The sequence below is a fragment of the Kitasatospora sp. YST-16 genome (assembly GCF_026802215.1).
In the GTDB taxonomy this organism is placed as follows: domain Bacteria; phylum Actinomycetota; class Actinomycetes; order Streptomycetales; family Streptomycetaceae; genus Kitasatospora; species Kitasatospora cineracea.
Window position 1 is genome coordinate 3,696,783 of record NZ_CP113837.1, and the last position, 25,255, is coordinate 3,722,037.

Genomic DNA, 25,255 nt, shown 5'->3' on the forward strand with positions numbered 1-25,255 from the left:
GGGGGAGGAAAGCCCGGCTCCCCAGCGCATTCCGCGAGGTGGTGGTGCACGGCTACGTTGATGACCGTGTCCACAGTCATCAAGACGGACGGCCTCACCAAGAGGTTCCCCCGGGTCACCGCGCTCGACCGGCTCACCGTGGAGGTGGAGCCGGGCGTGGTCGGCCTGGTCGGGGCGAACGGTGCGGGCAAGTCCACTCTCATCAAGATCCTCCTCGGGCTGTCCCCGGCCACCGAGGGCACCGGACAGGTGCTCGGCCTGGACATCGCCACCCAGGGTCCGGCGATCCGCGAACGCGTCGGCTACATGCCGGAGCACGACTGCCTGCCGCCGGACGTGTCCGCCACCGAGTTCGTGGTGCACATGGCCCGGATGTCCGGCCTGCCGGCCGCCGCGGCCCGCGAGCGCACCGCCGACACCCTGCGCCACGTCGGCCTGTACGAGGAGCGCTACCGCCCGATGGGCGGCTACTCGACCGGCATGAAGCAGCGCGTGAAACTGGCCCAGGCGCTGGTCCACGACCCGCAGTTGGTGCTGCTGGACGAGCCGACCAACGGCCTCGACCCGGTCGGCCGGGACGAGATGCTCGGGCTGATCCGCCGGATCCACTCCGACTTCGGCATCTCGGTGCTGGTCACCACCCACCTGCTGGGCGAGCTGGAGCGGACCTGCGACCACCTGGTGGTGATCGACGGCGGCAAGCTGCTGCGCTCCTCCTCCACCGCCTCGTTCACCGGCAGCACCCAACTGCTCGCCGTCGAGGTCACCGACCACCCGTCGGACCGCACCTTCGACGCCGACGCGGTGCTGACCGAGCGGCTGACCGCGGCCGGCCTGACCGTCCGCGCCGACGGCAGCCGGATCCTGCTGGTGGAGATCACCGGTGACGAGACGTACGACACCGTCCGCGACACCGTGGACGACCTCGGCCTGGGCCTGATCCGGCTGGAGCAGCGCCGCCACCGGGTCGCCGAGATCTTCAGCACCCGGTCCGACGAGGACGAGCACGGCGAGTACGACGAGCACGGCGAGCACGGCGGACCCGGGCACGGGCAGGAGCACGGGGCCGCCGCGTACCAGGCCGCGGCCGCAGGAGGCGAGCAGGCATGACCACCCCCGCCGACGCCCACAGCGGCGTCATCCACGACATCGGCTACCGCCCGTACACCGGGCCGCGGTTGGGCCGCCGGTACGCCACCCGCTCGCTGTACGTGCAGAGCCTGCGGGCCGCGTTCGGCCTGGGCCGCTCCGGCAAGTCCAAGGTGCTGCCGTTCCTGCTGCTGGGCGGGATGGCCGCGCCGGCCCTGGCGATGCTGGCGATCGCGCTGTTCGCGCACCTGGACAAGATGCCGATGGACTACGCCGGCTACCTGGCCTCGTTCTCCGTCCTGCCGCAGATCTTCCTGGCCGCGCAGGCCCCCGTGCTGATGTCCCGGGACCTGCGGCACCACGTCGTCCCGCTGTACTTCTCCCGCCCGGCCACCCGCGGCGACTACGTGGCGGCCAAGTTCGCCGCGATGTTCAGCGCGCTGATGATCGTGCTGGCCTCCCCGCTGCTGCTGCTGTTCATCGGCGCGCTGCTGGCGAAGTTCCCGTTCGGCGACAACCTGCTGCACCTGCTGTACGGCCTGTTCGCCGCCGTCCTGTACGCGCTGCTGTACGCCTCGCTCGGCCTGCTGATCGCCGCCGCCACCCCGCGCCGCGGGTTCGGCGTCGCCGCGATCATGGGCACCCTGATGATCACCCAGGCGCTGGCCTCGATCGTCTACGCGCTGAACGGCGGCTTCGACCCGGTCCGGCAGGACTCCGCCTCCTGGGCGTTCGTGATCTCCCCGTCCTCGCTGGTGGAGACCCTGGTCAACCAGCTGTTCGGCCTGGGCGACAACGGCGCCGTCAACCTGCACGCCCCCGGCGGGGCCGGCGCGGCGGTGTTCGCGGCCGTGCTCGTCGCACTCACGGCCGGCGGCTACGCGCTGATGCTGCGCCGCTACCGGAACGTCTGAGAGGCAGCCATGGCCGTCATCACCATCGACAAGGTCTCCCGCTGGTTCGGCAACGTGGTCGCCGTCAACGACGTCACCATGACCATCGGCCCCGGCATCACCGGCCTGCTCGGCCCCAACGGCGCCGGGAAGTCCACCCTCATCCACATGATGAGCGGCTTCCTCGCGCCCTCCTCCGGCACCGTCGCCCTCGACGGCGCCCCGATCTGGCGCAACCAGGAGGTCTACCGGGAGATCGGCCTGGTCCCGGAGAAGGAGTCGATGTACGACTACCTGACCGGCTGGGAGTTCGTCCTCGCCAACGCCGAACTGCACGGCCTGGCCGACGCCGGCGCCGCCGCCGAACGGGCGCTCGCCCTGGTCGAGATGGAGTACGCCCAGGAGCGGCAGACCGGCACCTACTCCAAGGGCATGAAGCAGCGCGTCAAGATGGCCTCCGCGCTGGTCCACGACCCCTCGGTGCTGCTGCTCGACGAACCGTTCAACGGCATGGACCCGCGCCAGCGCCTGCACCTGATGGAACTGCTGCGCCGGTTCGGCGCCGACGGGCGCACCGTGCTGTTCTCCTCGCACATCCTCGAGGAGGTCGAGCAGCTCGCCCGGCACATCGAGGTGGTGGTGGCCGGCCGGCACGCCGCGTCCGGCGACTTCCGGGAGATCCGGCGCCTGATGACCGACCGCCCGCACCGCTACCTGGTGCGCTCCAGCGACGACCGGCAGCTCGCCTCCGCGCTGATCGCGGACGGCTCCACCGCGGGCATCGAACTCGACGCCGCCGAGAAGGCCCTGCGCATCCAGGCGATCGACTTCCAGGGCTTCACCACCCTGCTGCCCAAGGTCGCCCGGCAGGCCGGCATCCGCCTGTACACCGTCTCCCCGGCCGACGAGTCGCTGGAAAGCGTTTTCTCGTACCTGGTCTCGTCCTGAAGGGCCCACCGATGAACACCACCGTCGCCCGGCTCACCGCGCGCGGCCTGTTCGGCCGCCGCCGGGTCCTGATCCTGCTGGCCGTCCCGGTCCTGCTGCTGGTCCTGGCCGTGATCGCCGCCAACAGCACCCTGGACAAGCTGGACCTCGCGCACAACGTGCTGGGCAGCCTAGCCCTGGGCACCCTGGTGCCGATCACCGGACTGATCGTCGGCACCGGCGTGATCGCCACCGAGATCGAGGACGGCTCGATCGTCTACCTGCTCGCCAAGCCGCTGCCCCGCTGGAAGATCGTCACCACCAAGCTGGCCGTCGCCGTCGCCAGCACCTGGCTGCTCGCCGCCGTCCCCACCTACGCGGCCGGCCTGATCCTGTACGGCAGCGGGGACGGCGTGGCGCTCGGCTACGGCGTCGGCGCGCTCGCCGCGGGCGCCGCGTACAGCGCGCTGTTCCTGCTGCTGGGCGTGCTCACCCGGCACGCGGTGATCGCCGGCCTCGCCTACGCGCTGATCTGGGAGAGCCTGATCGGCAACTACGTCGAGGGCGCCCGCACCCTCTCCGTCCAGCAGTGGGGCCTGGCCCTGACCAAGGCGGTCGCCGCCGACGGCACCGTCATCGCCCCCGTCGGCCTGGCCACCGCGGTCTGGCTGCTGATCATCGTCGCGGCGGGCGCCACCGCCTTCGCCTCGGTCAAGCTGGCCGGGCTCACCCTCGGCAGCGAGGAGTAGCCGCGGGCCGCGAGTTGCGGGCCCCGGGCCCGCAAGCTCTGGGTCCCGGGCGGCAGGCCGCAGGCCCCAGGCTCTGGGCTTCGGGCTCTGGGTTCCGGGTCACAGGTTCCGGGTCCCGGGCACGCGAAGGGGCGGGAGAGGTCACCGAACCTCTCCCGCCCCTTCGCGTGCCCGCCCGCTACACCGTCCGGTTGCGGCCCGCGCCCCAGCCGGCCACCGCCGCGACCGCGGCCAGCACCAGCATCACCAGCAGCGTCGCGTCCCAGCCGCCGGTCAGCTGGTGCAGCGCACCCGCGCCGACCGGGCCGGCCGCCGCCACCAGGTAGCCCACCGCCTGGCTCATCCCACCCAGCCGGGCCGCGCCCAGCACGCTGTCGGTGCGCAGCACGATGAACGCCAGGCCCAGGCCCAGCGAGCCGCCCTGCGCCAGGCCCAGCACCGTCGCCGAGAACCACGCCCCCGACACCGGCGCCAGCAGCAGCCACAGCACGCCCGCACCGTTCAGCGCGGCCATCACCAGCGCCAGACCGCGCTGCCGGGTCATCCGGCCCGCCAGCAGCGGCACCAGGAACGCGCCGGCCACCTGCACCAGGTTGCTGAACGCGAACACCAGGCCCGCCTCGCCGCGCGGCATCCCGTGGTCGGCCAGGATGGTCGGCATCCACGCCACCAGGGTGTACACCAGCAGCGAGGAGATGCCCATGAACACGCTGATCTGCCAGGCCAGTCCGGACTTCCACGGGCTGGTGCCGGTCTCCTTCGACAGCGCCGCCGGGGCCGCCTGCGTCGGCACCTTCACCGCCACCGCCACCGTCCGCTCCTGACGGGCCTTCAGCACCTGCGGCAGCCAGGCCACCGCGGCGACCAGCGCCAGCACCGACCAGGCACCCAGCGAGGCCTGCCAGCCGCCGCCCAGCGCGTGCTCCAGCGGCACCGACAGGGCGGCCGCCATGGTCGCGCCGACCAGCATGGTGGTCGAGTAGACGCCGGTCATCGCCGCCGCCTTCTGCGGGAACTCGCGCTTCACCAGGCCCGGCATCGACACGTTCAGCACCGCGATCGCCACCCCGATCACCACGCAGCCCGCGTACAGCGCCGCCACCGACGGCAGCACCCGCAGCAGAACCCCCGCCCCCAGCGCCAGCACCGCACCCAGCACCACCCGCTCGGTCCCGAACCGCCGGGTCAGCCGCGGCGTGAGCGGCGCGCCCACCCCCTGGAACAGCACCGGCACGGTGGTGATCAGCCCGCTCGCGGTGGCCGACAGGCCGAAGGTCCGCTGGATCTCCACGACCATCGGCGACACCGCCGCCAGGCAGGCCCGCATGTTCAGGGCCACCAGCACGATCCCGACCAGCAGCAGGACGGGGTGGGCGTACTTGGTGGCGGCGGTTCGGCGGCCGACCTTCGGTTCGAGGGCGGGCTGCACGGCACGGGTGACCGACATGGCGGGGCTGACTCTCTGTACGGGGGTGAAAGAAAAGTGAAAGGGTGTAACGGAACTGACGGCCCATCACAAAAGCGCCAGCGCATCACGTTCGCGACGGCGCATCACGTCGGCGACAGCACATCACGTCGGCGACAGCGCATCGCGCCGGTGACACCGCCTCGCCGGACCGACCGGGCGTTACTTCCGCGCGGCGATCTCGGCGAGCAACTGCTCCACCGCCGCCGTCGGCTCCGCCAGCAGCGCCCGACAGGCCGCCTCGGCCCGCTCCGGGTCCCGGCTCTCGATCGCGTCGACCAGCGCCGCGTGGGTGGCGATCACCACCTCCGGCATCTCGTGGTCGCCGAACGCGGTGCGCATCGACTCCCGCACCGAGGCCCCGAAGTACCGGTACACCTCGGTCAGCGCCGGATTGTGCGCCGCCTCCACCACGGCCGTGTGGAACTCCAGGTCGTGCTCGACGGTGGCCTCCCGGCCGGTCCGCTCCGGGTGCGCCGCCATCACCGCGGCCTCCCGCTCCAGCGCCGCCCGCATCCGGGCCAGGTCCTCCGCGGTGTGCCGCTCGGCGGCCAACCGCGCCGCCTCGGTCTCCAGCGCGGCCCGCACCTCCAGCACGTCCCGCACCCCCGACCGCTGCACCCCGCGCAGCACCGCCGCCGGATCGCTCGTCGACCGGACGAACGTCCCCTCCCCCTGCCGCGACACCAGCATCCCCGCGTGCACCAGCACCCGGATCGCCTCCCGCACCGTGTTGCGCCCCACCTGCAACCGCTCCGCCAACTCGTGCTCGGTCGGAATCCGCGCCCCCACCGGCCAGACCCCGGACGCCAGTTGCTCCCGCAGCTGCTCGATCGCGGCATCCACCAACGACCGCCGCCCCGCCGCCTGCAACCCCTCCACGCCCGGACTCCTCTCCGCACTCACCGACCGATCGACCGACCGACACCAGTCATCCTACAACCTCTTGCCCGGTCATCCTACAACTGACCGGCCCGCCGGGGCTTGGGGTGCTTCTTCACGATTTATCGGGCCATGGGGAGGTAATGCCAGCGATTTCCGAGAATCGAGAATCGAATATTCTTCGATCTCTCCCGGAATTCGGATTCCGCTGTGCCCTGGCGCTCGGTGGGCTAGTCTCCTTGTCGGCGCCGGCGCGGTGCCGGTGCGAAACGGTTCAATGGGGGTAGAGATGAAATCGGTTCGACACCGCACGGTTGCCCTGCTGCTGGCCGCGGCTTTCGGAGCGGGAATTCCGCTGGTGAACGCCCCAGATGCGCTCGCCGCCTCCGGGGACTGCGCGAGCACGGACGTCTGCCTCTTCGACAACGAGAACTACACCGGTTTCATGTTCGCGCGCGACGCGTACTGGGACCAGCAGGTCGCCACCTGGAACCTGTCGGTGGCCGGCTTCAACGACCGGATGTCCTCCTGGATCAACAACGGCCCGCACGACGCCAGGTGGTTCTGGGGGGCGAACGCCACCGGTGGCAGCGAGTGCATGAACAGCTCCTCGCGCAACTCGTACGTCGGCTGGTACGACAATGACGAGGCGAGCAGCATCCAGGTCTACACCGACGCGGGGGCCTGCTGACCTCGGTCGGCATTTCGGCGGGCCGCCCCGGCGGGGCGGCCCGCTTCATACGTGGGGGACAGAGGGTCACATGGCAGGGATCAGAATTTCGGGCGCTCGCCGGACGTACGGTTCGAACGGCGGGGAAGTCCACGCGGTCAACGGAATCGATCTGAAGATCGCCGACGGCGAATTCGTCGTCCTGATGGGCGCGAGCGGTTCGGGGAAAACCACGCTGCTCAATCTGATCGGCGGGCTGGACCGGTTGTCGGCGGGCCGACTGGAGGTATTGGGGACGGATCTCGCCGGACTGTCCGAGGCCCGGCTGGCCGGGCTGCGGATGACCTCCATCGGCTTCGTATTCCAGGAACTGAACCTGTTGCCCGAGCTCACCCTGCAGGAGAACGTCGCCCTGCCGCTGGAGGGCGCGGGCGTGCCCCGGGCCGAGGCCCGCCGCCGGGCCGACGAGGCGCTCGCCCGGGTCGGCCTGGCGGAGCTCGGCCCGCGCTTCCCCGACGAGGTGTCCGGCGGCCAGCAGCAGCGTGCCGCGATCGCCCGCGCGGTGGTCGGCGAGCGCCGCCTGCTGCTCGCCGACGAGCCGACCGGCGCGCTCGACTCGGCCACCGGCGCCCAGGTGATGCGGACCCTGCGCGAGCTGTGTGACTCCGGGGTGACGGTCGTCGTCTCCACCCACAACCCGGCCAACGCCCAGTACGCGGACCGGGTCGTCCGGATGCGGGACGGCCGGATCGACGGGATCACCGCCACCACAGGGCGGCCCGCCACCACCGGGAGCTCCGCAACCACCGGGAACTCCGCCACCACAGGGAGCTCCGCGTGAGGGCACCGCGCGAGACGACCCTCTGGCTGGCCTGGCGCCTGGTCATCGGCCGCGGCTGGCGGCGCTTCACCCTGGTGGCGCTGTTTGCCGTCCCGGTGCTGCTGTCGGCGGCGTCCCTGCAGGTCATCGGCATGCTGAACCTGACCGGCGAGCAGAAGGTCCGGTCGCAGCTCGGCGGCGCCGACCTGTCGGTGACGGCGCCGGGCGGCGGGCAGTCCGGCCCGGCGGCCCTGCCAGCCGCCCCGGCCGGGGCCGGCCAGGTGCTCCAGGGCCGGTCCTCGCCCGCGTTCCCGCTGGTGCTCTCCGGGACGACCCAGCAGGTCGGCTACCGCGAGACCGACTGGTCGAGCCCGCTGGCGTCCGGCCTGCTGCGCACCCTGACCGGGCGGCTGCCGGCCGCCGCCGACGAGATCGTCCTCTCCCGGACGCTCGCCGAGGAGAACCACCTGGGGCCCGGCGACACCGTCGTCTTCCCGTGGGCCCCGGTGTCGGAGAAGGACGCCCGGATCGTCGGCACCGTGGAGGACCCGACCGCCTACCGGGCGCGGTTCGCGGCGGGCGGCCCGGGCCTGTTCGCCCGGTGGGACGACCACGGCCACGGCGCGCTGCTCGGCCTGGCCACGACCTGGCTGGTGAAGACCGACCCGGCGACCGGGACGGAGCTGGCGAACGCGGCCCGCGGCCGCCGCTGGCAGGTGGTCACCCGCGCCTCGCTGTCCTCCGCCCGCACCTTGCTGGACGCCCAGCCGGGGCTGCTGGCGGTGCCGGGGGCGGCGATCGTGCTGTTCAGCGCGGCGGCGGCGTTCAGCCTCCGGATGCGCCGCCTGAACCGCCAACTGGGCATGCTGTCCGCCGTCGGCTTCAGCGGGGACCGGCTGGTGCGGCTGGCCCGGACGGGCGGGGCCGCGGCCGTGACGGCCGGCACCGCCGCGGGCCTGGTCGGCGGCGTCCTGCTGGGGCAGGCGGCCCGCCCGCTGGTCCGGCAGGCGGTCCAGCGCGACCTGGGTGCCTTCTCGCTGCCGTTCACCGCGCTGGGGCTCCTCGCGCTCGGCGCGGTCGCCAGCGGCGTCGCCGGGATCTGGCTGCCCACCCGGGCGGCCCGGACGTCCTCGGTGCGCGAGCGCCTCACCCGGGCGCCCCGCCCGGCGGGCCGGTCGGCGGGCCGGTCGCGCCGCCGCACGGTGGTGGCCGTCACCGGCGCCCTCGGCGGACTCGCCCTGCTGTTCGCCGCGGCCCAGGACGCCGGCGTGGTCGGAGCGGTCGGGTCGGTGCTGCTGGTGGCGGCCGCCCTCGCGGCACTGCCCGACGCCCTGCACCTGCTGGCCCGGTGCGCGGCCCGGCTCCCGCTGGCCGGCCGCTTCGCCCTGCGCGACCTGGACCGCGAGCGCCGCCGGCCGGTCGCCGCGATCGCCTCCAGCGCGCTGGCCGTGGTCCTGGCGGTCGGCGCGGCCACCTTCGTCGCCTCGCAGACCGAGAGGGACCGTACGAGCTACGTCGGCTCGCGCCACCTCGACCAGGTCGAGGTCCCGCTGCGCTACACCGAGCCTTCGGCGGCCGTCCTGGCGGCCTTCCGCGGCGTGGTCGGCGACACGGTGCCGGTGGAGGCCGTGCAGAGCGTCGTGCCGAAGGGCGCCGGCCCCAGGGCGGAGGGCAACCGCCTCTCGGTGCCCAAGGCCGTGCTCCGGGCGGGCCCGCTCCGACCCGGCACCGTCGCGGTCGTGGACACCGAGGCCCAGTTCCGCGACCTCACCGGTCGGGCACCGACCCCGCGCGAATGGGCGGCCCTCACCGGGCAGCGGGTCCTGGTCCTGGACCCCGACTTCCCGGACGGATTCACCGGCGCGACGCTCCACGGCCGGTCCCGGCCCGACGACCCCGGGCCGGGGACACCCGTTGACACCGTGCGGTCCGACCCCGTCGACCTGACCACGCAGAGCCAGGCGGTGGCCGTGACGACCGGTGCCGCCGCCCGGGCGAAGGGCTTCGAGGTCTTCACCGACGGCTACCGCGCCACCCTGCCCGCCACGCCGCCCGCGGACCTGGAGCAACGGATCGGCCGCGCCCTCGAACCGCTCGGCGTCCCCACCTCCGACCTGCACGTCGAACGGGGCTACCGACCGCCGCTGCCCGCCCGCTGGTCGGTGATGCTCACGATCGGCGCGGCCGTCGCCCTGCTGTCCGCGATGACCGCCGTGGGCGGCGCCGCCCAGGAGCTCCGCCCGCGCCTGCTGCTGCTGCGCGTCATCGGGTTCTCCGGCGGCGTCCAGCGCAGGGTGCTGGCGGTGCAGGCGGCCGTCATCGTCGGCCTGGCGATGCTGATCGGCACCCTCGGCGGCTGGCTGGTGGCGGGCAGCCAGCTCTGGCCGCAGCACGTCCCGGTCGTCCTGCCCTGGCCCCTGGTCCTCGCCACCGCGCTCGGCGTCACCGCCCTCGCCGCGGCCGCCGCCGCCGCACTCCGCCCCCGCACCGGCACCCGCCTGCGCGAACGCTGAACCCCGCCCCCGGGCCCCGCTCCGCCGCCTCCGGCGGCGTTGTGCGGCTCACACCCGGCCGCGGGAACCGACGGTCCGCGTACGGGCGTTCCACTGCTCGGAGTGGTGCCCCGGGCGGTGACCCGGAAATGGTCCCTTTGTATGCTCCGCTCTCCGGCTTCATCCGTCCGCCGCGCCGATCCGGGGCGGACGGAGCGGTGGCAGAGGCGCCCGACGGCAGCCTCCGGTGAAGGGTGCAGGTATGGCAGGCCAGAGGGCGGGGTCGTCGGGCGAGGACCCCGGGTGGTGGGAGAGCCTCCCGCCGCAGGGCGACGGGTACCGGCAGGACGCCCCCCAGCGCGACGACGTACCCGCGCCGCACATCCCGCGCCACCGCTCCGCCGACCACGACACCCCCGCCCGAACGCCGGCCAGAACGCCCGCCCGGACCCCGGCCCGGGGCCGCACCGATGCCCAGGCGCGCGGCAGTGCCGCAGGCGCCCCCGCAGCGGGCGGCGGCCGGGCCGAGGCCCGCCGGGCCGCGCAGGGCGGCGGACGGGCGGCCGCCGCGGCGGGCCGCCGCAAACCCCGCCGGACCAGGCGGATAGTCGTCTGGAGCCTGGTCGGCACCAGCCTCGCCGTGGTCGGCACCGGCGGTTTCCTCTACTGGCGGCTGAACGCCAACCTCTCCTCCTGGGACAGCGCGGGCGTCAGCGAGAGCCGCCCGCCGGAGGCGCAGGCCGACGCCAACGGCAACAAGCCGATGAACATCCTGCTGATCGGCTCGGACTCGCGCGACGGCGCGAACAAGGACCTCGGCGGCGGCGACGAGGGCGGCGCCCGCTCCGACACCACGATCCTGTTGCACGTCTACGCGGACCACAAGCACGCCGTGGGCGTCTCGTTCCCCCGCGACGCGCTGGTCAACGTCCCCAAGTGCATGCTGCCGAACAAGAGTTGGACCAAGGACCAGCCCAACGTCATGTTCAACAGCGCCTTCTCGGTGGGCAACTTCAAGGACGGCAACCCGGCCTGCACCCAGAACACCGTGGAGAAGCTCACCGACCTGCGGGTCGACCACACCATCGTGGTGAACTTCGAGGGCTTCGCCGCGATGACCAAGGCGGTCGGCGGCGTCGAGGTCTGCCTCCCCAACGACATCTACGAGCGCGACATCAACCCCAACCTGCCGCGCAAGGGCAAGTTGCTGTACCCGAAGGGCGTCCAGAAGGTCGAGGGCCAGGCCGCGCTGGACTACGTCCGGCTGCGCCACGGCATCGGCGACGGCTCCGACGTCGGCCGGATGCAGCGCCAGCAGGCGTTCCTGTCGTCGCTGATCAAGCAGGTCAAGTCGAACGGGATGAGCCCGACCAGCCTGTTCCCGCTGGCCGACGCCGCCACCAAGTCGCTGACGGTGGACGAGGACCTGGACAGCGTGCAGAAGCTGACCGACCTGGCGATGACGCTCAAGAACATCGACCTGCACGACATCAAGTTCCTCACCACCCCCTGGCACTACCAGGGCGAGCGGATCGGCCTGAACCACCCCGAGGTCGACCAGCTGTGGGCCTCGCTGAAGGCCGACCGCACCCTGGACGGGCAGGACGCCAGCGCGGGCACCGCCGCCCCGAGCCCCGACCCGGCCACCCCCACCGCGACCCCGGCGCCGCCCGCGGACGGTACCGGCGTGAAGGTCGCCGTCTACAACGGCACCACCACCGGCGGGCTCGGTAACAAGGCCGCCGCGACGCTGAAGGCCGCCAACTACACCGTCACCTCGACCGGCAACGCGTCCAGCCAGAACCACGCCACCACGCTGGTGCAGTACGGCTCGGCCGGGCAGAAGGCGCACGCCGAGGCGGTGGCGGCGCTGTTCCCCGGCTCGACCGTCGAGGCGGGCGGCGGCGCGGGCGTCACGCTGATCCTCGGCAAGGACTACGCGGCCACCGCCCCGGCGGCCGGTACCGCCGCCACCACCGACCCGGGCCCGGTCGCCTCCAAGGTCGCCGAGGACGCCCGCTCCGCGGACGACGACGCCTGCTCCAACCTCACCTACGGCTGACCGCAGGGCTCCTGACGGCCCGTCACCGGCCCGTCAACGGCCCGTCAGCGCCCCGCCGGGAAGCCCGGAGGGGCCGGGCACCCGCCCGGCCCCCCGCACCGCGCCACGGCCCGCCCGGCACCGTTCCAGCGCGCGGCACGGGATGATCGGGCTTCAGCCCAGCCCGAACACCCGGTCCAGCACCACGGCCACGCCGTCCTCGTCGTTGCCGACCGTCACCTCGTCGGCCACCGCCCGCAGCTGCTCGTGCGCGTTGCCCATCGCCACGCCGTACCCGGCCCAGCGGAACATCGGGACGTCGTTGGGCATGTCGCCGAAGGCGATCGTCTCGGCGGCGGTGACGCCCAGCCGGCGGGCGGCCAGCGACAGGCCGGTGGCCTTGGTCAGGCCGAGCGGGAGGAGTTCGACGATGCCCGCGCCGGCCATCGTGATGCCGACCAGCTGCCCGGCCACCGACCAGGCGGCGTCGGCGAGTTGGTCGTCCGTCAGCTCGGGGTGCTGGATGTACAGCTTGCTGACGGGGGTGGCGAGCAGCTGGTCGGGGGCGACCTGGCGGAGCGGCAGTTCGGTGCCGATCCGCAGCTTGTAGCCGGGCCCGGCGAGCACCTCGCCGTCCAGGCCGTCCTGGTTGGCGGCGACGGCGAGCGGGCCGACCTCGGCCTCGATCTTGGCGAGGGCGACCGCGGCCAGCTGCCGGTCCAGGGTGACGGAGGTGAGCAGCTTGTGCGCGCCCGCGTCGTAGACCTGGGCGCCCTGCCCGCAGACCGCTATCCCGGTGTACCCGATCTCGTCGAGCACCGGCCTGGTCCAGCCGGCCGAGCGGCCGGTGACGATGATGTGCTTGGCCCCGAGCGCGGTGACCGCGCCCAGGGCTTCGCGGGTCCGGGCGGAGACGATCTCGGCGCTGGTGAGCAGCGTCCCGTCGAGGTCGGTGGCGACCAGCCGGTAGGGCAGGGGGGCGGTGCTCATGGCGCGGAGTGCTCCTGGACGAAGGGGTGTTACCGGGCGGCGACGGGCTCCAGCACGGCCTTCCCGCCGAGGAACGGCCGCAGGGCCTGGGGCAGGACCACCGAGCCGTCGGACCGCTGGTGGTTCTCCAGCAGCGCGACGATCACCCGGGGGACGGCGACCAGGGTGCCGTTGAGGGTGGCGAGCGGGCGGACGCCGTCGGCGTCGCGCATCCGGATGGAGAGCCGGCGGGCCTGGTACTCGGTGGTGTTGGAGGTGGAGGTGACCTCGCGGTACTTGCCCTGGGTCGGGACCCACGCCTCGATGTCGAACTTGCGGGCGGCGGAGGCGCCGAGGTCGCCGGAGGCGACGTCGATCACCCGGTAGGGCAGCTCCAGCGCGTTCAGGAAGTCCTTCTCCCACTGGAGCAGGCGGCGGTGCTCGGCCTCGGCGTCCTCGGGGGTGGTGAAGACGAACATCTCCACCTTCTCGAACTGGTGGACCCGGATGATGCCGCGGGTGTCCTTGCCGTAGGTGCCGGCCTCGCGGCGGAAGCAGGAGGAGAAGCCGGCGTACCGGAGCGGGAGCCGCTCGGCGTCCAGGATCTCGTCCATGTGGTAGGCGGCGAGCGGGACTTCGCTGGTGCCGACCAGGTAGCGGTCGTCGTCGGCGAGGTAGTACACGTTCTCGGCGGCCTGGCCGAGGAAGCCGGTGCCGTCCATCGCGGCGGGGCGGACCAGCGCCGGGGTGATCATCGGGGTGAAGCCGGCCGCGGAGGCCTGCGCCATCGCCATGTTGACCAGGGCGAGCTCCAGCAGCGCGCCGGGGCCGGTCAGGTAGTAGGAGCGGGCACCGGCCACCTTGGCGCCGCGCTCGGTGTCGATCGCGCCGAGCAGCTGGCCGAGTTCGACGTGGTCGCGGGGCTCGAAGCCCTCGGCGGCGAAGTCGCGCGGGGTGCCGATCTCCTCCAGCGTGACGAAGTCCTCCTCGCCGCCGACGGGGGCGGCCGGGTCGAGCAGGTTGGCCAGCGCGCGCTGCAGCCGCTCGGCCTCCTCCTTCGCCTCGCCCTGGGCGGCGTCGGCGGCCTTCACCTCGGCGGCCAGCTCCTTGGTGCGGGCCAGCAGGGCGGCCTTCTCCTCGCCCTTGGCGGCGGCCACCTGCTTGCCCAGCTGCTTCTGCTCGGCGCGCAGCTCGTCGAAGCGGGTGCCGGACGCGCGGCGGCGTTCGTCGGCGGAGAGCAGGGCGTCGACCAGGTCGACGTCCTCACCACGGGAGCGCTGCGAGGTGCGCACTCGCTCGGGGTCTTCACGGAGCAGGCGGAGGTCGATCACGGGCTCCAGCCTACCGGGGGCCGGGCGGCGCCCCGGGACGCCGCCCGGTCCGGCCGGGGGCGGGTTCCGGCCGCCGGTTGGTTCGTGGCGTTGTGCTGCCTTCTGGGATGGAATGTGGCATTCTGTCCCGAGCCGGTGGGGAAGGGGGCTGGGGAAGCTCCGCCCGGGCCTGGGGATAACCCGGCTCCGCCTGTGGATAACCCCGGCGGACAACTCCGCCCGGGGCGGGTTATCCACAGGTTCGCGGCCAAGCCTGTGGACAGGGGATAACCGAAGGTCCGCAGGCGTCCGAACCGGGAATTCCAGGTTTCAAACCTCGATTCGGCTTCTCGAGTGAGGGAATTCGCTCGCTCGCCCAGGTGATTTGTCGGCGCAAGGGCGACTCTGGTCCGATAAGTCCACTCCGCGCCCCTAGTAGATGATCTGACCGGTGCTGGGGGTTTCTTTACCGTTTTGTCGACTCACGTCGGGCCCTGTGGATAACTGCCCGTCAGCTGGGGACAACCGCCCCTGTGGATGCCGCCCGCCGCCCTGTGGATGAACCGCCCCGCCCGCCGCGGCACCCGGGCCGGCCGGCCGCACCGCAGGTGAACGGGGTTCGGCCGGGCAGGTGACGGGCGGGAGGGACGGAAATGAACGGAACGGGACCGCGTACGGTCCCGTTCCGGCCGGAATCACCCCCGCGCGCCCGGGGGCGCGCCCAGAGCCCCCCGCGCCCGTCCGGGCGGCGCGTTCAGAGTTCCCCGCGCCCGTCCAGGCAGCGCGAGAGCCAGTCCGCGGCGTTGGCGAAATCCAGGTCCGAGGTACCGGCCCGCAGCGGCGCCGAGGTGCCCTGGTCGGCCCGCGGGTAGGAGCCGAGGAAGCGCACCTGCGGGCAGATCCGCTTCAGGCCCATCAGCGCCTCGCTGACCCGCCGCTCGCTCAGGTGCCCCTCGCAGTCGATCAGGAAGCAGTAGTTGCCCATGCCCTCGCCGGTCGGCCGGGACTCGATCCGCATCAGGTTGATCCCGCGCACCGCGAACTCCTGCAGCAGCTCCAGCAGCGCGCCCGGGTGGTCCTCCGGCAGCCACACCACCATCGAGGTCTTGTCCCAGCCGGTCGCCGAGGACACCCGCCCGGGACGGCCCGCCAGCACGAACCGGGTGGTCGGCGACGCCACGTCGTGGATCTCGTCCGACAGCACCTCCAGCCCGTACAGCTCGGCCGCGAACGCCCCCGCCACCGCCGCGTCGTAGCGGCCCTCCTGGACCAGCCGGGCCGCCTCCGCGTTGGACGCCGCCGATTCCCACTGCGCGTCCGGCAGGTTCGCGGCCAGCCAGTGCCGCACCTGCGGCTGGGCCACCGGGTGGCCGCTGACCGTCTTCACGTCCGGCAGCGCGGTGCCGGGCCGCACCAGCACCGCGAACGAGATCGGCAGCAGCACCTCGCGGTAGATCATCAGCGGGCTGCCGTTGATCAGCTCGTCGCTGGTGGTGGTCACCGCGCCGTCCACCGAGTTCTCGATCGCCACCATCGCGCCCGCGGCCTCGCCCGCCCGCACCGCGTCCAGCGCCGCCGACACCGACGCCACCGGCGTCAGCTCCCGGGTCCCGGCCTCCGGCAGGGTGCGCAGCGCCGCCTCCGTGAAGGTGCCCGCGGGCCCGAGGTAGGTGTAACGGGTCGCCGACATGACCGCCTCCGAACGAACAGCGAGTGTGCATGGCCCGAAGGCCGATCCGCCTTCACCCTAGCCACTTCCGCGGCCCGGCCCGGCCCCGTTCCGCACTCCGGGCAGCGGCCCGGACCCCTGTCCGGGCTCAGCCCTCCAGCAGCGGCTGCCCCACGTACCCGCCCTCGGGCGCGCCCGGCGGCACCGCGAACAGCGCGGACGCCTCGTGCCGCAGGTAGCGGGACAGGCCGTCGCCGCGCGCCAGCCGCTGCTGGACCGGGACGAAGCCGTGCGCCGGGTCGGCCTGGTACGCGGCGAACAGCAGCCCGGCGTCGGGGGAGCCGTCGGGCAGCAGGCCGTCGTGGAAGGAGAAGCCGCGGCGCAGCATCGCCGCCCCGCCGTTGGAGGCCGCCGCGGCGACCCGGACGTGCGCGTCGGGGGCGATCCGCAGGACGCCGTCCGGGTCGGTGGCGGCCAGGTCGACGGGGGTGCGCTCGACCGCGTCGGGCCCGCCGGACAGCGGGGCGCCGTCGCTCTTGCGGCGGCCGATGATCCGCTCCTGCTTGTCCAGCGGCAGGGTGTCCCAGCCCTCCAGCAGCATCCGGATCCGGCGCAGCACCGCGTAGCTGCCGCCGGCCATCCAGTCGGGGCCGGCGGCGAACACGGCGGCGTCGAAGCCGGGGTCCTGCGGGCGCGGGTTGTTGGTGCCGTCGACCTGGCCCATCAGGTTGCGGCCGGTCATCGGGTGCGGCGTCGCGCCGGGCGTCCGGGCGAAGCCGGACATCAGCCAGCGCGGCGCCGCCAGCCCGGTGGCCAGCCGGACCAGCACCCGCAGCGCGTGCACCGCGACCAGGGCGTCGTCCGCGCCGACCTGCACCCACAGGTCGCCGCCGGAGCGGGCCGGGTCCAGCGCGTCGCCGGGGAAGGCGGGCAGCGCGGCCAGCGCCTCGGGGCGGCGGTCGGCCAGGCCGGCCTTGTCGAACAGGGTCGCGCCGAAGCCGAAGGTGACGGTCAGCGAGCTGGGTCCGGCGTCCAGGGCGATCTGGTTCTCGCCCTCCGCGGCCGGCTCGCCGGCCGCCATCCGGGCGGCCGCCGCGGACCAGGTGCGCAGCAGCGCGGCCAGCCCGTCCCGGCGGGTGCTGGACAGCAGGTCGAACGCCGCCCACTCGACCCGGGCCTGGGCCGGTTCGACGATCCCGGCCTGCCGGGGGCCGTGGAACGGCACCCGGGCCCCGCCGAGCGTCACCCCTCGGCCGGGGCGTGCGCCGAGGCGCGTCCGCCCCAGGCCCCGCCGGCCGCGCCCGCCACCAGCCCGGCCCCGGCCCCGCCGAGCACCGCCCGCCGGGACGGCCGCGGCGGCGACGGCGACGCTTCGACCGGCGTCCGCTCGACGGTGCTCACGGGCCGACCTTCAGCTGCCGGGTGGCCGTCACCTGGTCGATGTCGGAGGAGCGGACGGTCACCGACACCACCCACATGCCGTTCAGCGGGAGCTGCGCGGTGCCGGTCCAGCTGCCGGTGCCCTGCGGCTGCAGGGTGACGGGGAGCGGGCCGAGGTCGCGGTCGGGGAGGGTGAACGCGAGTTCCAGCTCCGGGACTTCGGCGGGCTGTCCGGTGGAGTCGGCGAGCTTCAGGGTGACCTGGTTCGGGCCGGTGGCGACCGGTTCGACGGTGACGATCGCGGTGCCCTTGGCGTTGGGGGTGCGGCCGCCGGTGTCGTAGGGGAGCTTCAGCTCCTCGGCCCGGCCGGGCGCCGCCGGGGCCCCGGCGGTGGGGGCGGCGGGCGCGGCGGCGACGGCCTGGGCGACGCGTCCGGGCGGGGAGTTGGTCAGCATGGTGGTGACCACCAGGACCAGGACGGCCACCGAGGTCTCCACCACCACGCTGCGGCGCAGCCCGGCCCGGGCGGGGGAGCCCGCCGCGCCGCGCTCGCCCCGGGCGCGGTCCCGCAGCGCCCGCTGCCGGGCCAACTGCGCGGCCCGCGCCGGGTCGCCGCCCCCGGCCGCACCGCCCCCGGCCGCACCGCCCCCGGCCGCACCGCTCTCGGCGGCGGCGCTCTCGCCCGCGCCCACCGCGGCGCTCTCGTCGGCCCGGGCCTCCTGCGGCGCCCCGGCGCTCTCGTCGGCGGTGCGCAACCGGGCCGTCCAGGCGCGGGAGATCCAGGCGACGCCGAGCATCGCCGCCACGCAGCCGACCTTGATCAGCAGCAGCCGCCCGTACGAGGTGTCGACCAGCGCGCTCCACGAGCCGAGGCCGCGCCAGGACTGGTAGACGCCGGTCGCCACGAGGGCCGAGACCAGCCACAGGGCGAGCTTGGAGAAGCGGTCGACGGCGGCCGCGGGCAGGCCGTGGCGCAGGCCGACGACCAGCACGGCCAGGCCGCCGAGCCAGCCGGCCATCGCCAGCAGGTGCACGGCGGCCAGCGGCAGCGCGAGGGCGACCTGGATGCCGACCGCGGAGTGGTCGGCGCCGACCCAGGTCGCGGTCAGCGCCAGGGCGAGGGCCAGTCCGGCCAGGCCGAGGCCGAGCCGGGCGTCGCGCTGCGGGGCCTCGGCGGCGGCCCGCTCCAGCCGGCGCAGCTCCGCCTCCTCCTCGTCCTCCGGGTCGTCCGCGGGCTCCGGGGCGGCGGGCTTCGGCTGCGGCGTGCCCAACTGGCCGACCAGCAGCGACAGGAAGACGCCGGCGGCGGCGAGCAGCAGCAGCCGGGCGGCCAGCGCGGTGCCGATCCGCTCGTCCAGGGTGGCGCGCACCAGCGAGAGGTCGAAGGACTGCCCGAGGCCGGTGCCGCGCTCGTACGGGCCGCGCAGCAGCAGCACGGCGACGGTGGACAGCAGCAGCGCGACCCAGCCGGTCATCAGCAGCCGCTGCACGCCGCGCACGGCCGTCCCGCCGGGCCACACCACGAGCACGAACGCGGCGGCGCCGGCCAGCAGCGCGAACGCCACGTAGGCGACGGTGCGGGCGGTGCCGTAGGCGAAGGCGACCGCGCCCTGCGCCTCGGCGCCCTGCACGGCGGCGGCGTTCACCGAGGTGTCGGAGGGCGCGCCGATGGAGAAGGTGAACGCGCCGCCGACGGGGTGGGAGTCCTCCGAGACGGCCCGCCAGGCCACCGTGTAGGTGCCGTTGCCCAGGCCGGAGCGCAGCGCCACCCGGGCGGTGGCGGCCCTGCCGTCGACGTGCTCGGGCTTGCCGTCGTCGACCGCCTTGCCCTGCGGGTCGAGCACCCGCACCGAGTCGGCGGCCAGCGAGACGCCCTCGCTGAAGGTCAGGGTCACCGCGCCGGGCGCGGTGGCCACCACCGAGCCCCGGGCGGGGTCGGTGCCCTCCAGGGTGGCGTGCGCGGACGCCGCCGTCGCCCCGCCGAGCACCAGCCCGAGCGCCGCCACCAGCACCGCCAGCAGCGCGCCCAGTCGCCGCCTCGCCCCTGTCACCACGTGCGTGCCTCTCCTCGTCGCCATCGCCGATCAGCTACCCGGACGGTACGTCAGCGGTTTCACCGGGACCTTGACCACGACTCGGCCCGCCCTGGCGAACTCCAGGTCCAGCTCCAGCTCGTCGCCCAGCGCGGGCCGCTTCGCCCAGTCCATGATCATCAGGTGCGCGCCGCCGCGGGCCAGGTCCAGGGTGCCGCCGGCCGGCACCGGCATCTGCTCGACCTGCTCCATCGACGTCTCGGTCGAGCGGTGCATGGTCACCGACCCGGCGGCCGGGCTGCTCACGCTCACCAGGGTGTCCGCCCCGCCGCTGTTGCGGACCGTCAGGTAGCCCGCGCCCATCCCGTCGGGCGTGGCGGGCAGCGGTATGTACGGGTCCGCGACGGTCAGCCGCGGCGCGCCGCCCGGCTCGCCGGAGGACTGGTGCGCGACCGCGACCGCGCCCACCGCCAGGGCGGCGGCCAGCCCCGCCCCGACCAGCGCGCCGCGCCGGAACGCCCGGCTCACACCGCCACCCCGTTCGCCATCAGCTCCAGGTCGTGCCGGTAGACGTCGACCGAGGTGCCCGCCATGTACAGCAGGTGCGCCTTGTCGTCGCCGGGCAGGAACGCCAGCACCTGCGCGCCGTGGGTGGAGGTGACCGCGCCCTTGGCGTCCACCACCGGGTCCTCGACCAGGATGCCCAGCGGCTTGGCCGCGGCCTTCACCTTCGCCAGGTCGCCGGTCATCCCGACGAAGTCCTTGCCCATCGAGTCCAGCCAGGTCCGCAGCACCTGCGGGGTGTCCCGCTCCGGGTCGGTGGAGACGAACACGACCGCCAGCTTCTCCCGCTGCTCGGGGGTCAGCTTCGACATCGCCACGCCGATGTCGCCCATCGTGGTCGGGCAGACGTCCGGGCAGCTGGTGTAACCGAAGAACAGCAGCACGGTCTTGCCCGCGGTCCGCGCCCGCAGGTCGTACGGCTGCCCGGAGGTGTCGTCCAGCACCAGGTCCGGCTTCTCGAAGTTCTTGCTCAGCACCGTGCCCCGGTACTGGCTGGTGGACGCCTTCTTGCTGACCTTCGCCGCCCCGGAGTCCTGGGTACCGCCCCCGGACGAGGAGCAGGCGGACAGCGCGAGCGAGGCGCCGAGGACGAGGGCGGCGGCGGTCAGGAGCCGGGGGCGGGGGCGGCGGAGGGAGGCCAAGGGACTTTCCTGTTCGTGCGGGGAGCGGGTGCGGAGGAACGGAAGGGGTGCCGGGGCGGGGCCTGCGCGGCCCCGCCCCGGCCGGGGGTCAGGACTGCGCGGAGCGGCGGCGCAGCCCGGCCACGCCGAGCGCCGCGCCGACCACGCCGACCACGATGCCGACCACGCCCAGCGTGCGGGCGGTCGAGTCGGAGGACTTCGCACCGGCCGCGGCCTGCTGCGCGCCGGCCGAGTCCGCCGAGTGCTGGTCGGCGGCGGTGGCGCCCGCGGCCTTGGTCAGCTTCAGCGCCGGGGCGGGCTTGGACGGCTCGGGCTGCCCGTCCTTGGCCTCCTCGATCCAGCGGACCACGTCGCCGTTGTCGTACGTCTGCAGCGCCTTGAAGACCAGCGTGTCGGTGTCGGTCGGCAGCGCGCCGAGCGAGACCGCGAAGTCCTGGTACTGCCCGGGCGCGATCTTGGTGCCGTCGTTCGCGGTCCAGGTGATCTTCGAGACGGCCTCGGTGATCTGCTGGCCGTGCGAGTCCAGCGGCTTGTCGAGCTTCGACTTCTCCAGCACGGCGGTCCAGCCCGGGACGGGCTGGGTGCGCACCGAGGCCATCGGGTGGTCCAGCGGCAGGTTGACCTCGACCTTCACGGTCGAGGCGGTGTCGCTCTCGTTCGGCACCCGGAATGCCACGGCGCTGTAGCCGCCCTGCTGGACACTGCCCGGCTGGACGGTGACGTGGGCGAAGGCGGGCACGGCGGACGCCAGCAGGGCGCCGGCCGCCACCGCGAGCGCGCCGAGGGAACGACGGGCGGTAAGCGAACGCATCAGGGGACTCCTGAGGAAAGGGGCCGCGCGGCAGTGCGCGTCGGCACGCGGGGAGGTGCGGGAGACTCGGCCGGCCCGCTCACGGCGCGGGCACGGCGGCAGCGGCGCGCGCCCGAGCCCCGGTCCTCCCGGGCCCGATCAGCGCGCGAACGCCACCGCGGGCGGTCCCCGGCGCGGCAGGCTGTGCCGCAGCGCCGCCGCCACCGGCAGCGGCCAGTCCTCCGGGCGCGCGGCCCGGCGCGGCGCGGCCGGGCGCCCGGTGCCCAGCAGCAGCGCCGTCAGCAGCGCCACCGCGGTCCGCACCGGCGCCGCCCACTCCCGGGCGGTCAGCGCGGCCGTCCGCACCAGCCGCCACAGCGCGGCCTCGCCGCGCCGCAGCCACCAGCCCGCGACCAGCGCCGCCGCCAGGTGGCCCAGCAGCATGCCGGGGGTCATCCCCAGCCAGCCGGACGCGTGCGGCGCGGCCGCCGCGACCACCGCCTGCGGGTCCAGGCCCGCGGCGCTCACCACCTGCTCCGGCGTGGTGTCCAGCGGGACGACCGTCAGCCCGTTGCCGGGAGCGTCGTCGCACAGCAGCCGGCCCGCGGCCACCACCAGCGGATCCATGGAGCTGTTTCCGGCCATCTGCGCGTGCGCCGCCGCCGGGCCGCTGCCCAGCCCGCTCCCGAAGAAGTGGAACAGCAGGTGCAGGCTCAGCTGCCCGGCGCCCAGCGCGGCCGCGATCGCGCCCAGCGAGCGCTCCCGCCGGCCGGCCAGCGCCGCCGCCGCGCACACCGCGGCGAACCCCAGCACCAGCGTGTCCGGCGCCACCGCACCGCCCGCCCGGACGTGCCCGAAGGCCGCCACCAGCGTGCACACCAGCGCGAACGGCACCGCCCGCAGCAGCCGCAGGTCCCAGGCGGCCGCCGGCACCCGTCCGGCGGGCACGGCGGCGCCCCGGCGGGCGGCGGCGGTGGGGTCAGTCATGGCCGGGCCATCATCTCACCGCCTACACCCCGCTCCGGGGCAGGGGCCGGGACCCGCCCGGAATGGCGGGAAACCGACCGGCGCGCGGATCCGCCCGAGCGCTGATCGGCACACCCGACGGGTCGGGTCCATCCGCCGAACGGGCGGCCTTCGCCCGTGCGGACGGTTCACCGCGCACGGCCGAGGAGATAGCTAGTTGTATGTGGAGCCGCAGCCAGGAGGGAACTCCCGTGGACATCTGGTGGACTCTGCACCTCAAGCGCGACCCGGCCAGCGTGCCGCTCGCCCGCCGCATCCTGCTCGGCGCCATGGACTCCGCCGGAGTCGATCCGCAGGTCGCCTTCGACCTCGGCCTCGCCCTCACCGAGGCCTGCGCCAACGCGGTCGAGCACGCCGCTCCCGCCCACCCCGGGGACACCTTCCAGGTCACCGCCTCGCTCAGCGGCGACCTGCTGCGGATCGAGGTCGCCAACACCGGCCCGGCCGCCGCCCCGACCCTGGCCCCGGCCGAGCGCCCCGCCGCAGCCACCGCCGAGCGCCCCGCCCCGCGCCCGGCCGCGCCGCGCCGCCCCGCCGCCGACCGGCCCGCCCCGCGCTGCCGCACCCGCCGCGGCCGGGCCTCCGTCCCGGCCCGGGTGCTCACCGCCCGCCGCCCCGCCGCCCCGGACCGCCCCGCCCCCTACGACACCCACGTGCTGCCCCCGCTGCGTCCCGCCCTGCCGGTCCCCGCCGCCGACACCCTCCCCGACCTGGACGCCGAGTGCGGCCGCGGCCTGTTCCTGATCCACGCCCTGGCCGACCGGGTCCAGCTGCGCACCCACCCGCTGCGCGGCGCCACCGTCAGCTTCGACAAGGTCCTCACCCCGGGCCCGGCCGCCGCCGCGCTGCTGCGCACCGCCTCCTGAGGCCCCGCCCGGCCCGGTCCCGCCTTGCCCGGTCCCGCCCCGTCCGGCCTTGCCCCGTCCGGCCGGGCCGGGCCCGTCCCACGGCCTGAAACCCACTGGCCGAATGTCCGGGCACTCCGGTTATGGTCTAGACCGGCCATCGGAGGGGACCATGACCACCACTGCCGCGGAGCCGCTCTCCGCACCTCGCCGCGCGCTGTCCCGGATGGGCCAGGCCCTCCAGGGGCGGGACTTCCGCATCTGGTTCTACAGCCAGCTGACATCCGCGTCCGGCACCCTCGCCCAGGGCGTCGCACTGTCCTGGCTGGTCTTCGAACTCACCCACGACGCCGTCTGGTTGACCGTCCTGACCGCCTGCACCTGGGGCCCGACGCTGGTCCTCGGCCCGTGGGCCGGCGCCCTGGTCGACCGCTCGGACCGGCGCCGCCTGCTGCTGCTCACCCAGGGCCTGATGATGGCCATCGGCCTGGTCCTGGCCCTGGTCACCGCCCTCGGCGGCATCCACCTGTGGGTGCTGCTGGTGCTCGCCACCTGCACCGGGCTGATCGCCACCGTCGACTCCCCGGCCCGCCAGGTCTTCGTGGTCGACCTGGTCGGCGCCGGGGCGGTGGCCAGTGCCGTCGGCCTCTGGGAGGTCGCGCTGAACGCCTCCCGGGTGATCGGCCCGAGCATCGCCGGTGCGCTGCTCGCCTTCAACGGCCCCGCGTTCTGCTTCGCCTTCAACGGCCTCGCCTACACCGCCCCGATGCTCGCCCTGATCAAGCTCCGCCCGCGCGGCGACGCCGAGCCCCGGAAGGCCGCCCGCGGCCCGCGGGCGAGCGCCCGCGAGGGCCTGGCCTACGCCCGGCGTTCGCCGATCATCCGCGGCCTGCTGCCGATGTCCGCCGCCAGCGGCCTGATCTTCGCCATGAACCTCACCCTCCCGCCGCTGGTCAGCCGCTCCCTGCAGATGGACGGCGGCGGGTACGGCCTGCTGATGGCCGCGTTCGGCATCGGTGGCCTGCCCGGCGCCCTGCTGGCCGCCTCCGCCCCCGAGCCCACCCCGCGCCGGGTCCGCACCCTGGCGCTGGCCACCTCGGCGGCCGTCCTCACCACCGCCCTGTCGCCCGATGCCTTCGTCGCCGTGGCCGGCATGACCGCCGTCGGCCTCACCTCGATCTGGTTCATCGCCACCGCCAACACCCTGGCCCAGCTGCGCTCCGCCCCCGAGATGCGCGGCCGGGTGATGTCGCTGTGGGGCAGCGCGATGACCGGCACGCTGCCGTTCACCGGCCTCGCCGTCACCGCCGTCGCCCAGCACGTCGGCGCCCGGATCGGCTTCTCCCTCTCCGGCGCCGCCCTGCTGCTGGCCACCCTGGCGGCCTGGCGGGCCCTGCGCCCGGCCGACCGGTCCGGGCCGGATCCGGAGCCGGTCCAGGACTGATCCGGCCCCGGTCCAGACCGGAGCCGGATCCAGGCGAAGCCGGGATGTCGAGAACGGCGGCCCGGCTCCGACCCAGGTGCGGAAGACCGCGAACCGCACCGTGAGGAGCCCCGCCGTGACGTACCTGCTGCAACTGCACTTCAGCCAACTCGACACCGCCGTCCCGCCGATCCCGACCTGGGAGGCCGCGGCGGTCGCCGAGCACGTCGGGTACATGCGGCGGGCGGTGGCCGAACTGACCGCCGCCGGCGAGCTGTTGGAGGCCCGCGGCCTGGCGATGCCGGAGACCGCCCGGATCGTCCGGGCCACCGGCGGGGCGCCCGCCGTCAGCGGCGGGCCGTTCCCGGACGGCAAGGAGTTCCTGTTCGGCTGGTGGCTGGTCGACTGCCCGCCGGAGCGGGCGGTCGAGCTCGCGGCCCGGCTCTCCGCCGCGCCCGGGCCCGACGGGAAGCCGATGAACATGCCGGTCGAGGTCCGCGAGGTGCTGCCGGAACCCCCGGCCGAGGGCTGAGCGGGCCGGTCCGGTCCGGTCGCGCCGCGGGCCGCCCGCGGCGCG

Annotated in this window: 21 protein-coding genes and 1 pseudogene; 11 read left to right on the top strand and 11 right to left on the bottom strand. The window is 74.6% G+C overall.

The features are described 5' to 3' along the window. Nucleotides 1–60 precede the first annotated feature (60 nt). From OU787_RS16885 to OU787_RS16900, 4 genes are read left to right on the top strand one after another with little or no spacing between them, the layout of a single operon-like run. Nucleotides 61–1,110, top strand: coding sequence for an ABC transporter ATP-binding protein (locus OU787_RS16885; RefSeq protein ID WP_268659841.1), 1,050 nt, complete (start codon nt 61–63; stop codon nt 1,108–1,110). Then, on the top strand, nt 1,107–2,003 hold the full coding sequence (locus OU787_RS16890; RefSeq protein WP_268659842.1) for an ABC transporter permease: 897 nt from the start codon (nt 1,107–1,109) through the stop codon (nt 2,001–2,003). The genes OU787_RS16885 and OU787_RS16890 overlap by 4 nt, the downstream gene beginning before the upstream one ends. 9 nt (nt 2,004–2,012) lie before the next feature. Next, nucleotides 2,013–2,930 (top strand): ABC transporter ATP-binding protein, encoded by a 918-nt coding sequence (locus tag OU787_RS16895; protein WP_030459514.1) that lies wholly within the window; start codon nt 2,013–2,015, stop codon nt 2,928–2,930. Nucleotides 2,931–2,941: 11 nt separating this feature from the next. Beyond that, nucleotides 2,942–3,658 carry an ABC transporter permease gene (locus OU787_RS16900; protein WP_268659843.1) on the top strand — a complete coding sequence of 239 codons (717 nt, stop codon included), beginning with the start codon at nt 2,942–2,944 and terminating at the stop codon, nt 3,656–3,658. 178 nt (nt 3,659–3,836) lie between these two features. On the opposite strand, the gene OU787_RS16905 is transcribed toward OU787_RS16900, so the two are convergent. Further along, on the bottom strand, nt 3,837–5,105 hold the full coding sequence (locus tag OU787_RS16905) for a CynX/NimT family MFS transporter (protein ID WP_268659844.1): 1,269 nt from the start codon (nt 5,103–5,105) through the stop codon (nt 3,837–3,839). Nucleotides 5,106–5,285: 180 nt separating this feature from the next. Then, the gene (locus tag OU787_RS16910) at nt 5,286–6,005 is read right to left on the bottom strand and encodes a FadR/GntR family transcriptional regulator (RefSeq protein ID WP_030459511.1); all 720 of its coding nucleotides are present in this window, start codon (nt 6,003–6,005) and stop codon (nt 5,286–5,288) included. Nucleotides 6,006–6,363: 358 nt separating this feature from the next. On the opposite strand from OU787_RS16910, the gene OU787_RS16915 reads away from it, so the two are divergent. The 4 genes from OU787_RS16915 (at nt 6,364) to OU787_RS16930 (ending at nt 12,049) form a co-directional block, all read left to right on the top strand. Beyond that, nucleotides 6,364–6,696, top strand: coding sequence for a peptidase inhibitor family I36 protein (locus OU787_RS16915; protein ID WP_051816810.1), 333 nt, complete (start codon nt 6,364–6,366; stop codon nt 6,694–6,696). Nucleotides 6,697–6,766: 70 nt separating this feature from the next. Beyond that, nucleotides 6,767–7,516, top strand: coding sequence for an ABC transporter ATP-binding protein (locus OU787_RS16920; RefSeq protein WP_268659845.1), 750 nt, complete (start codon nt 6,767–6,769; stop codon nt 7,514–7,516). Further along, nucleotides 7,513–10,008 (top strand): hypothetical protein, encoded by a 2,496-nt coding sequence (locus tag OU787_RS16925; protein ID WP_268659846.1) that lies wholly within the window; start codon nt 7,513–7,515, stop codon nt 10,006–10,008. The genes OU787_RS16920 and OU787_RS16925 overlap by 4 nt, the downstream gene beginning before the upstream one ends. Nucleotides 10,009–10,249: 241 nt before the next feature. Then, nucleotides 10,250–12,049 (top strand): LCP family protein, encoded by a 1,800-nt coding sequence (locus tag OU787_RS16930; RefSeq protein ID WP_268659847.1) that lies wholly within the window; start codon nt 10,250–10,252, stop codon nt 12,047–12,049. Nucleotides 12,050–12,202: 153 nt separating this feature from the next. On the opposite strand, the gene OU787_RS16935 is transcribed toward OU787_RS16930, so the two are convergent. From OU787_RS16935 to OU787_RS16975, 9 genes and pseudogenes are all read right to left on the bottom strand, one after another. After that, nucleotides 12,203–13,018: an HAD family hydrolase gene (locus OU787_RS16935; protein WP_030459506.1), complete on the bottom strand. Its 816-nt coding sequence runs from the start codon at nt 13,016–13,018 to the stop codon at nt 12,203–12,205. A gap of 29 nt (nt 13,019–13,047) precedes the next feature. Continuing rightward, a complete protein-coding gene (gene serS / locus OU787_RS16940; protein WP_268659848.1) occupies nt 13,048–14,328 on the bottom strand; it encodes a serine--tRNA ligase in 1,281 nt (426 codons plus the stop codon). Between the two features lie 733 nt (nt 14,329–15,061). After that, nucleotides 15,062–15,997 (bottom strand): prephenate dehydratase, encoded by a 936-nt coding sequence (gene pheA / locus OU787_RS16945; protein WP_268659849.1) that lies wholly within the window; start codon nt 15,995–15,997, stop codon nt 15,062–15,064. A 127-nt stretch (nt 15,998–16,124) separates the two neighbouring features. Further along, nucleotides 16,125–17,377: pseudogene (gene efeB, locus OU787_RS16950) on the bottom strand (iron uptake transporter deferrochelatase/peroxidase subunit). Further along, nucleotides 17,374–19,434 (bottom strand): copper resistance CopC/CopD family protein, encoded by a 2,061-nt coding sequence (locus OU787_RS16955; protein ID WP_268659850.1) that lies wholly within the window; start codon nt 19,432–19,434, stop codon nt 17,374–17,376. Before OU787_RS16955 ends, efeB begins: the two are co-directional and overlap by 4 nt. Before the next feature lie 6 nt (nt 19,435–19,440). Continuing rightward, nucleotides 19,441–19,917: a copper chaperone PCu(A)C gene (locus tag OU787_RS16960; RefSeq protein ID WP_268659851.1), complete on the bottom strand. Its 477-nt coding sequence runs from the start codon at nt 19,915–19,917 to the stop codon at nt 19,441–19,443. Further along, nucleotides 19,914–20,594 carry an SCO family protein gene (locus OU787_RS16965; RefSeq protein WP_051816807.1) on the bottom strand — a complete coding sequence of 227 codons (681 nt, stop codon included), beginning with the start codon at nt 20,592–20,594 and terminating at the stop codon, nt 19,914–19,916. The genes OU787_RS16960 and OU787_RS16965 overlap by 4 nt, the downstream gene beginning before the upstream one ends. An 88-nt stretch (nt 20,595–20,682) precedes the next feature. Beyond that, nucleotides 20,683–21,405 carry a YcnI family copper-binding membrane protein gene (locus tag OU787_RS16970; RefSeq protein WP_268659852.1) on the bottom strand — a complete coding sequence of 241 codons (723 nt, stop codon included), beginning with the start codon at nt 21,403–21,405 and terminating at the stop codon, nt 20,683–20,685. Nucleotides 21,406–21,543: 138 nt separating this feature from the next. Further along, nucleotides 21,544–22,371: a hypothetical protein gene (locus tag OU787_RS16975; RefSeq protein WP_268659853.1), complete on the bottom strand. Its 828-nt coding sequence runs from the start codon at nt 22,369–22,371 to the stop codon at nt 21,544–21,546. A gap of 230 nt (nt 22,372–22,601) precedes the next feature. On the opposite strand from OU787_RS16975, the gene OU787_RS16980 reads away from it, so the two are divergent. From OU787_RS16980 to OU787_RS16990, 3 genes are all read left to right on the top strand, one after another. Next, a complete protein-coding gene (locus OU787_RS16980) occupies nt 22,602–23,276 on the top strand; it encodes an ATP-binding protein (RefSeq protein WP_268659854.1) in 675 nt (224 codons plus the stop codon). Between the two features lie 151 nt (nt 23,277–23,427). Beyond that, nucleotides 23,428–24,699, top strand: coding sequence for an MFS transporter (locus tag OU787_RS16985; RefSeq protein WP_268659855.1), 1,272 nt, complete (start codon nt 23,428–23,430; stop codon nt 24,697–24,699). A gap of 115 nt (nt 24,700–24,814) precedes the next feature. Next, the gene (locus OU787_RS16990) at nt 24,815–25,210 is read left to right on the top strand and encodes a YciI family protein (protein ID WP_268659856.1); all 396 of its coding nucleotides are present in this window, start codon (nt 24,815–24,817) and stop codon (nt 25,208–25,210) included. Nucleotides 25,211–25,255: the final 45 nt, after the last annotated feature.

What these genes read in the sequence shown, in the direction of transcription:
- OU787_RS16885 (WP_268659841.1), top strand. Translation starts at nt 61, where the DNA reads ATGACCGTGTCCACAGTCATCAAGACGGACGGCCTCACCAAGAGGTTC.
- OU787_RS16890 (WP_268659842.1), top strand. Translation starts at nt 1,107, where the DNA reads ATGACCACCCCCGCCGACGCCCACAGCGGCGTCATCCACGACATCGGC.
- OU787_RS16895 (WP_030459514.1), top strand. Translation starts at nt 2,013, where the DNA reads ATGGCCGTCATCACCATCGACAAGGTCTCCCGCTGGTTCGGCAACGTG.
- OU787_RS16900 (WP_268659843.1), top strand. Translation starts at nt 2,942, where the DNA reads ATGAACACCACCGTCGCCCGGCTCACCGCGCGCGGCCTGTTCGGCCGC.
- OU787_RS16905 (WP_268659844.1), bottom strand. Translation starts at nt 5,105, where the DNA reads ATGTCGGTCACCCGTGCCGTGCAGCCCGCCCTCGAACCGAAGGTCGGC.
- OU787_RS16920 (WP_268659845.1), top strand. Translation starts at nt 6,767, where the DNA reads ATGGCAGGGATCAGAATTTCGGGCGCTCGCCGGACGTACGGTTCGAAC.
- OU787_RS16930 (WP_268659847.1), top strand. Translation starts at nt 10,250, where the DNA reads ATGGCAGGCCAGAGGGCGGGGTCGTCGGGCGAGGACCCCGGGTGGTGG.
- OU787_RS16935 (WP_030459506.1), bottom strand. Translation starts at nt 13,018, where the DNA reads ATGAGCACCGCCCCCCTGCCCTACCGGCTGGTCGCCACCGACCTCGAC.
- pheA (WP_268659849.1), bottom strand. Translation starts at nt 15,997, where the DNA reads ATGTCGGCGACCCGTTACACCTACCTCGGGCCCGCGGGCACCTTCACG.
- OU787_RS16955 (WP_268659850.1), bottom strand. Translation starts at nt 19,434, where the DNA reads ATGGCGACGAGGAGAGGCACGCACGTGGTGACAGGGGCGAGGCGGCGA.
- OU787_RS16970 (WP_268659852.1), bottom strand. Translation starts at nt 21,405, where the DNA reads ATGCGTTCGCTTACCGCCCGTCGTTCCCTCGGCGCGCTCGCGGTGGCG.
- OU787_RS16975 (WP_268659853.1), bottom strand. Translation starts at nt 22,371, where the DNA reads ATGACTGACCCCACCGCCGCCGCCCGCCGGGGCGCCGCCGTGCCCGCC.
- OU787_RS16985 (WP_268659855.1), top strand. Translation starts at nt 23,428, where the DNA reads ATGACCACCACTGCCGCGGAGCCGCTCTCCGCACCTCGCCGCGCGCTG.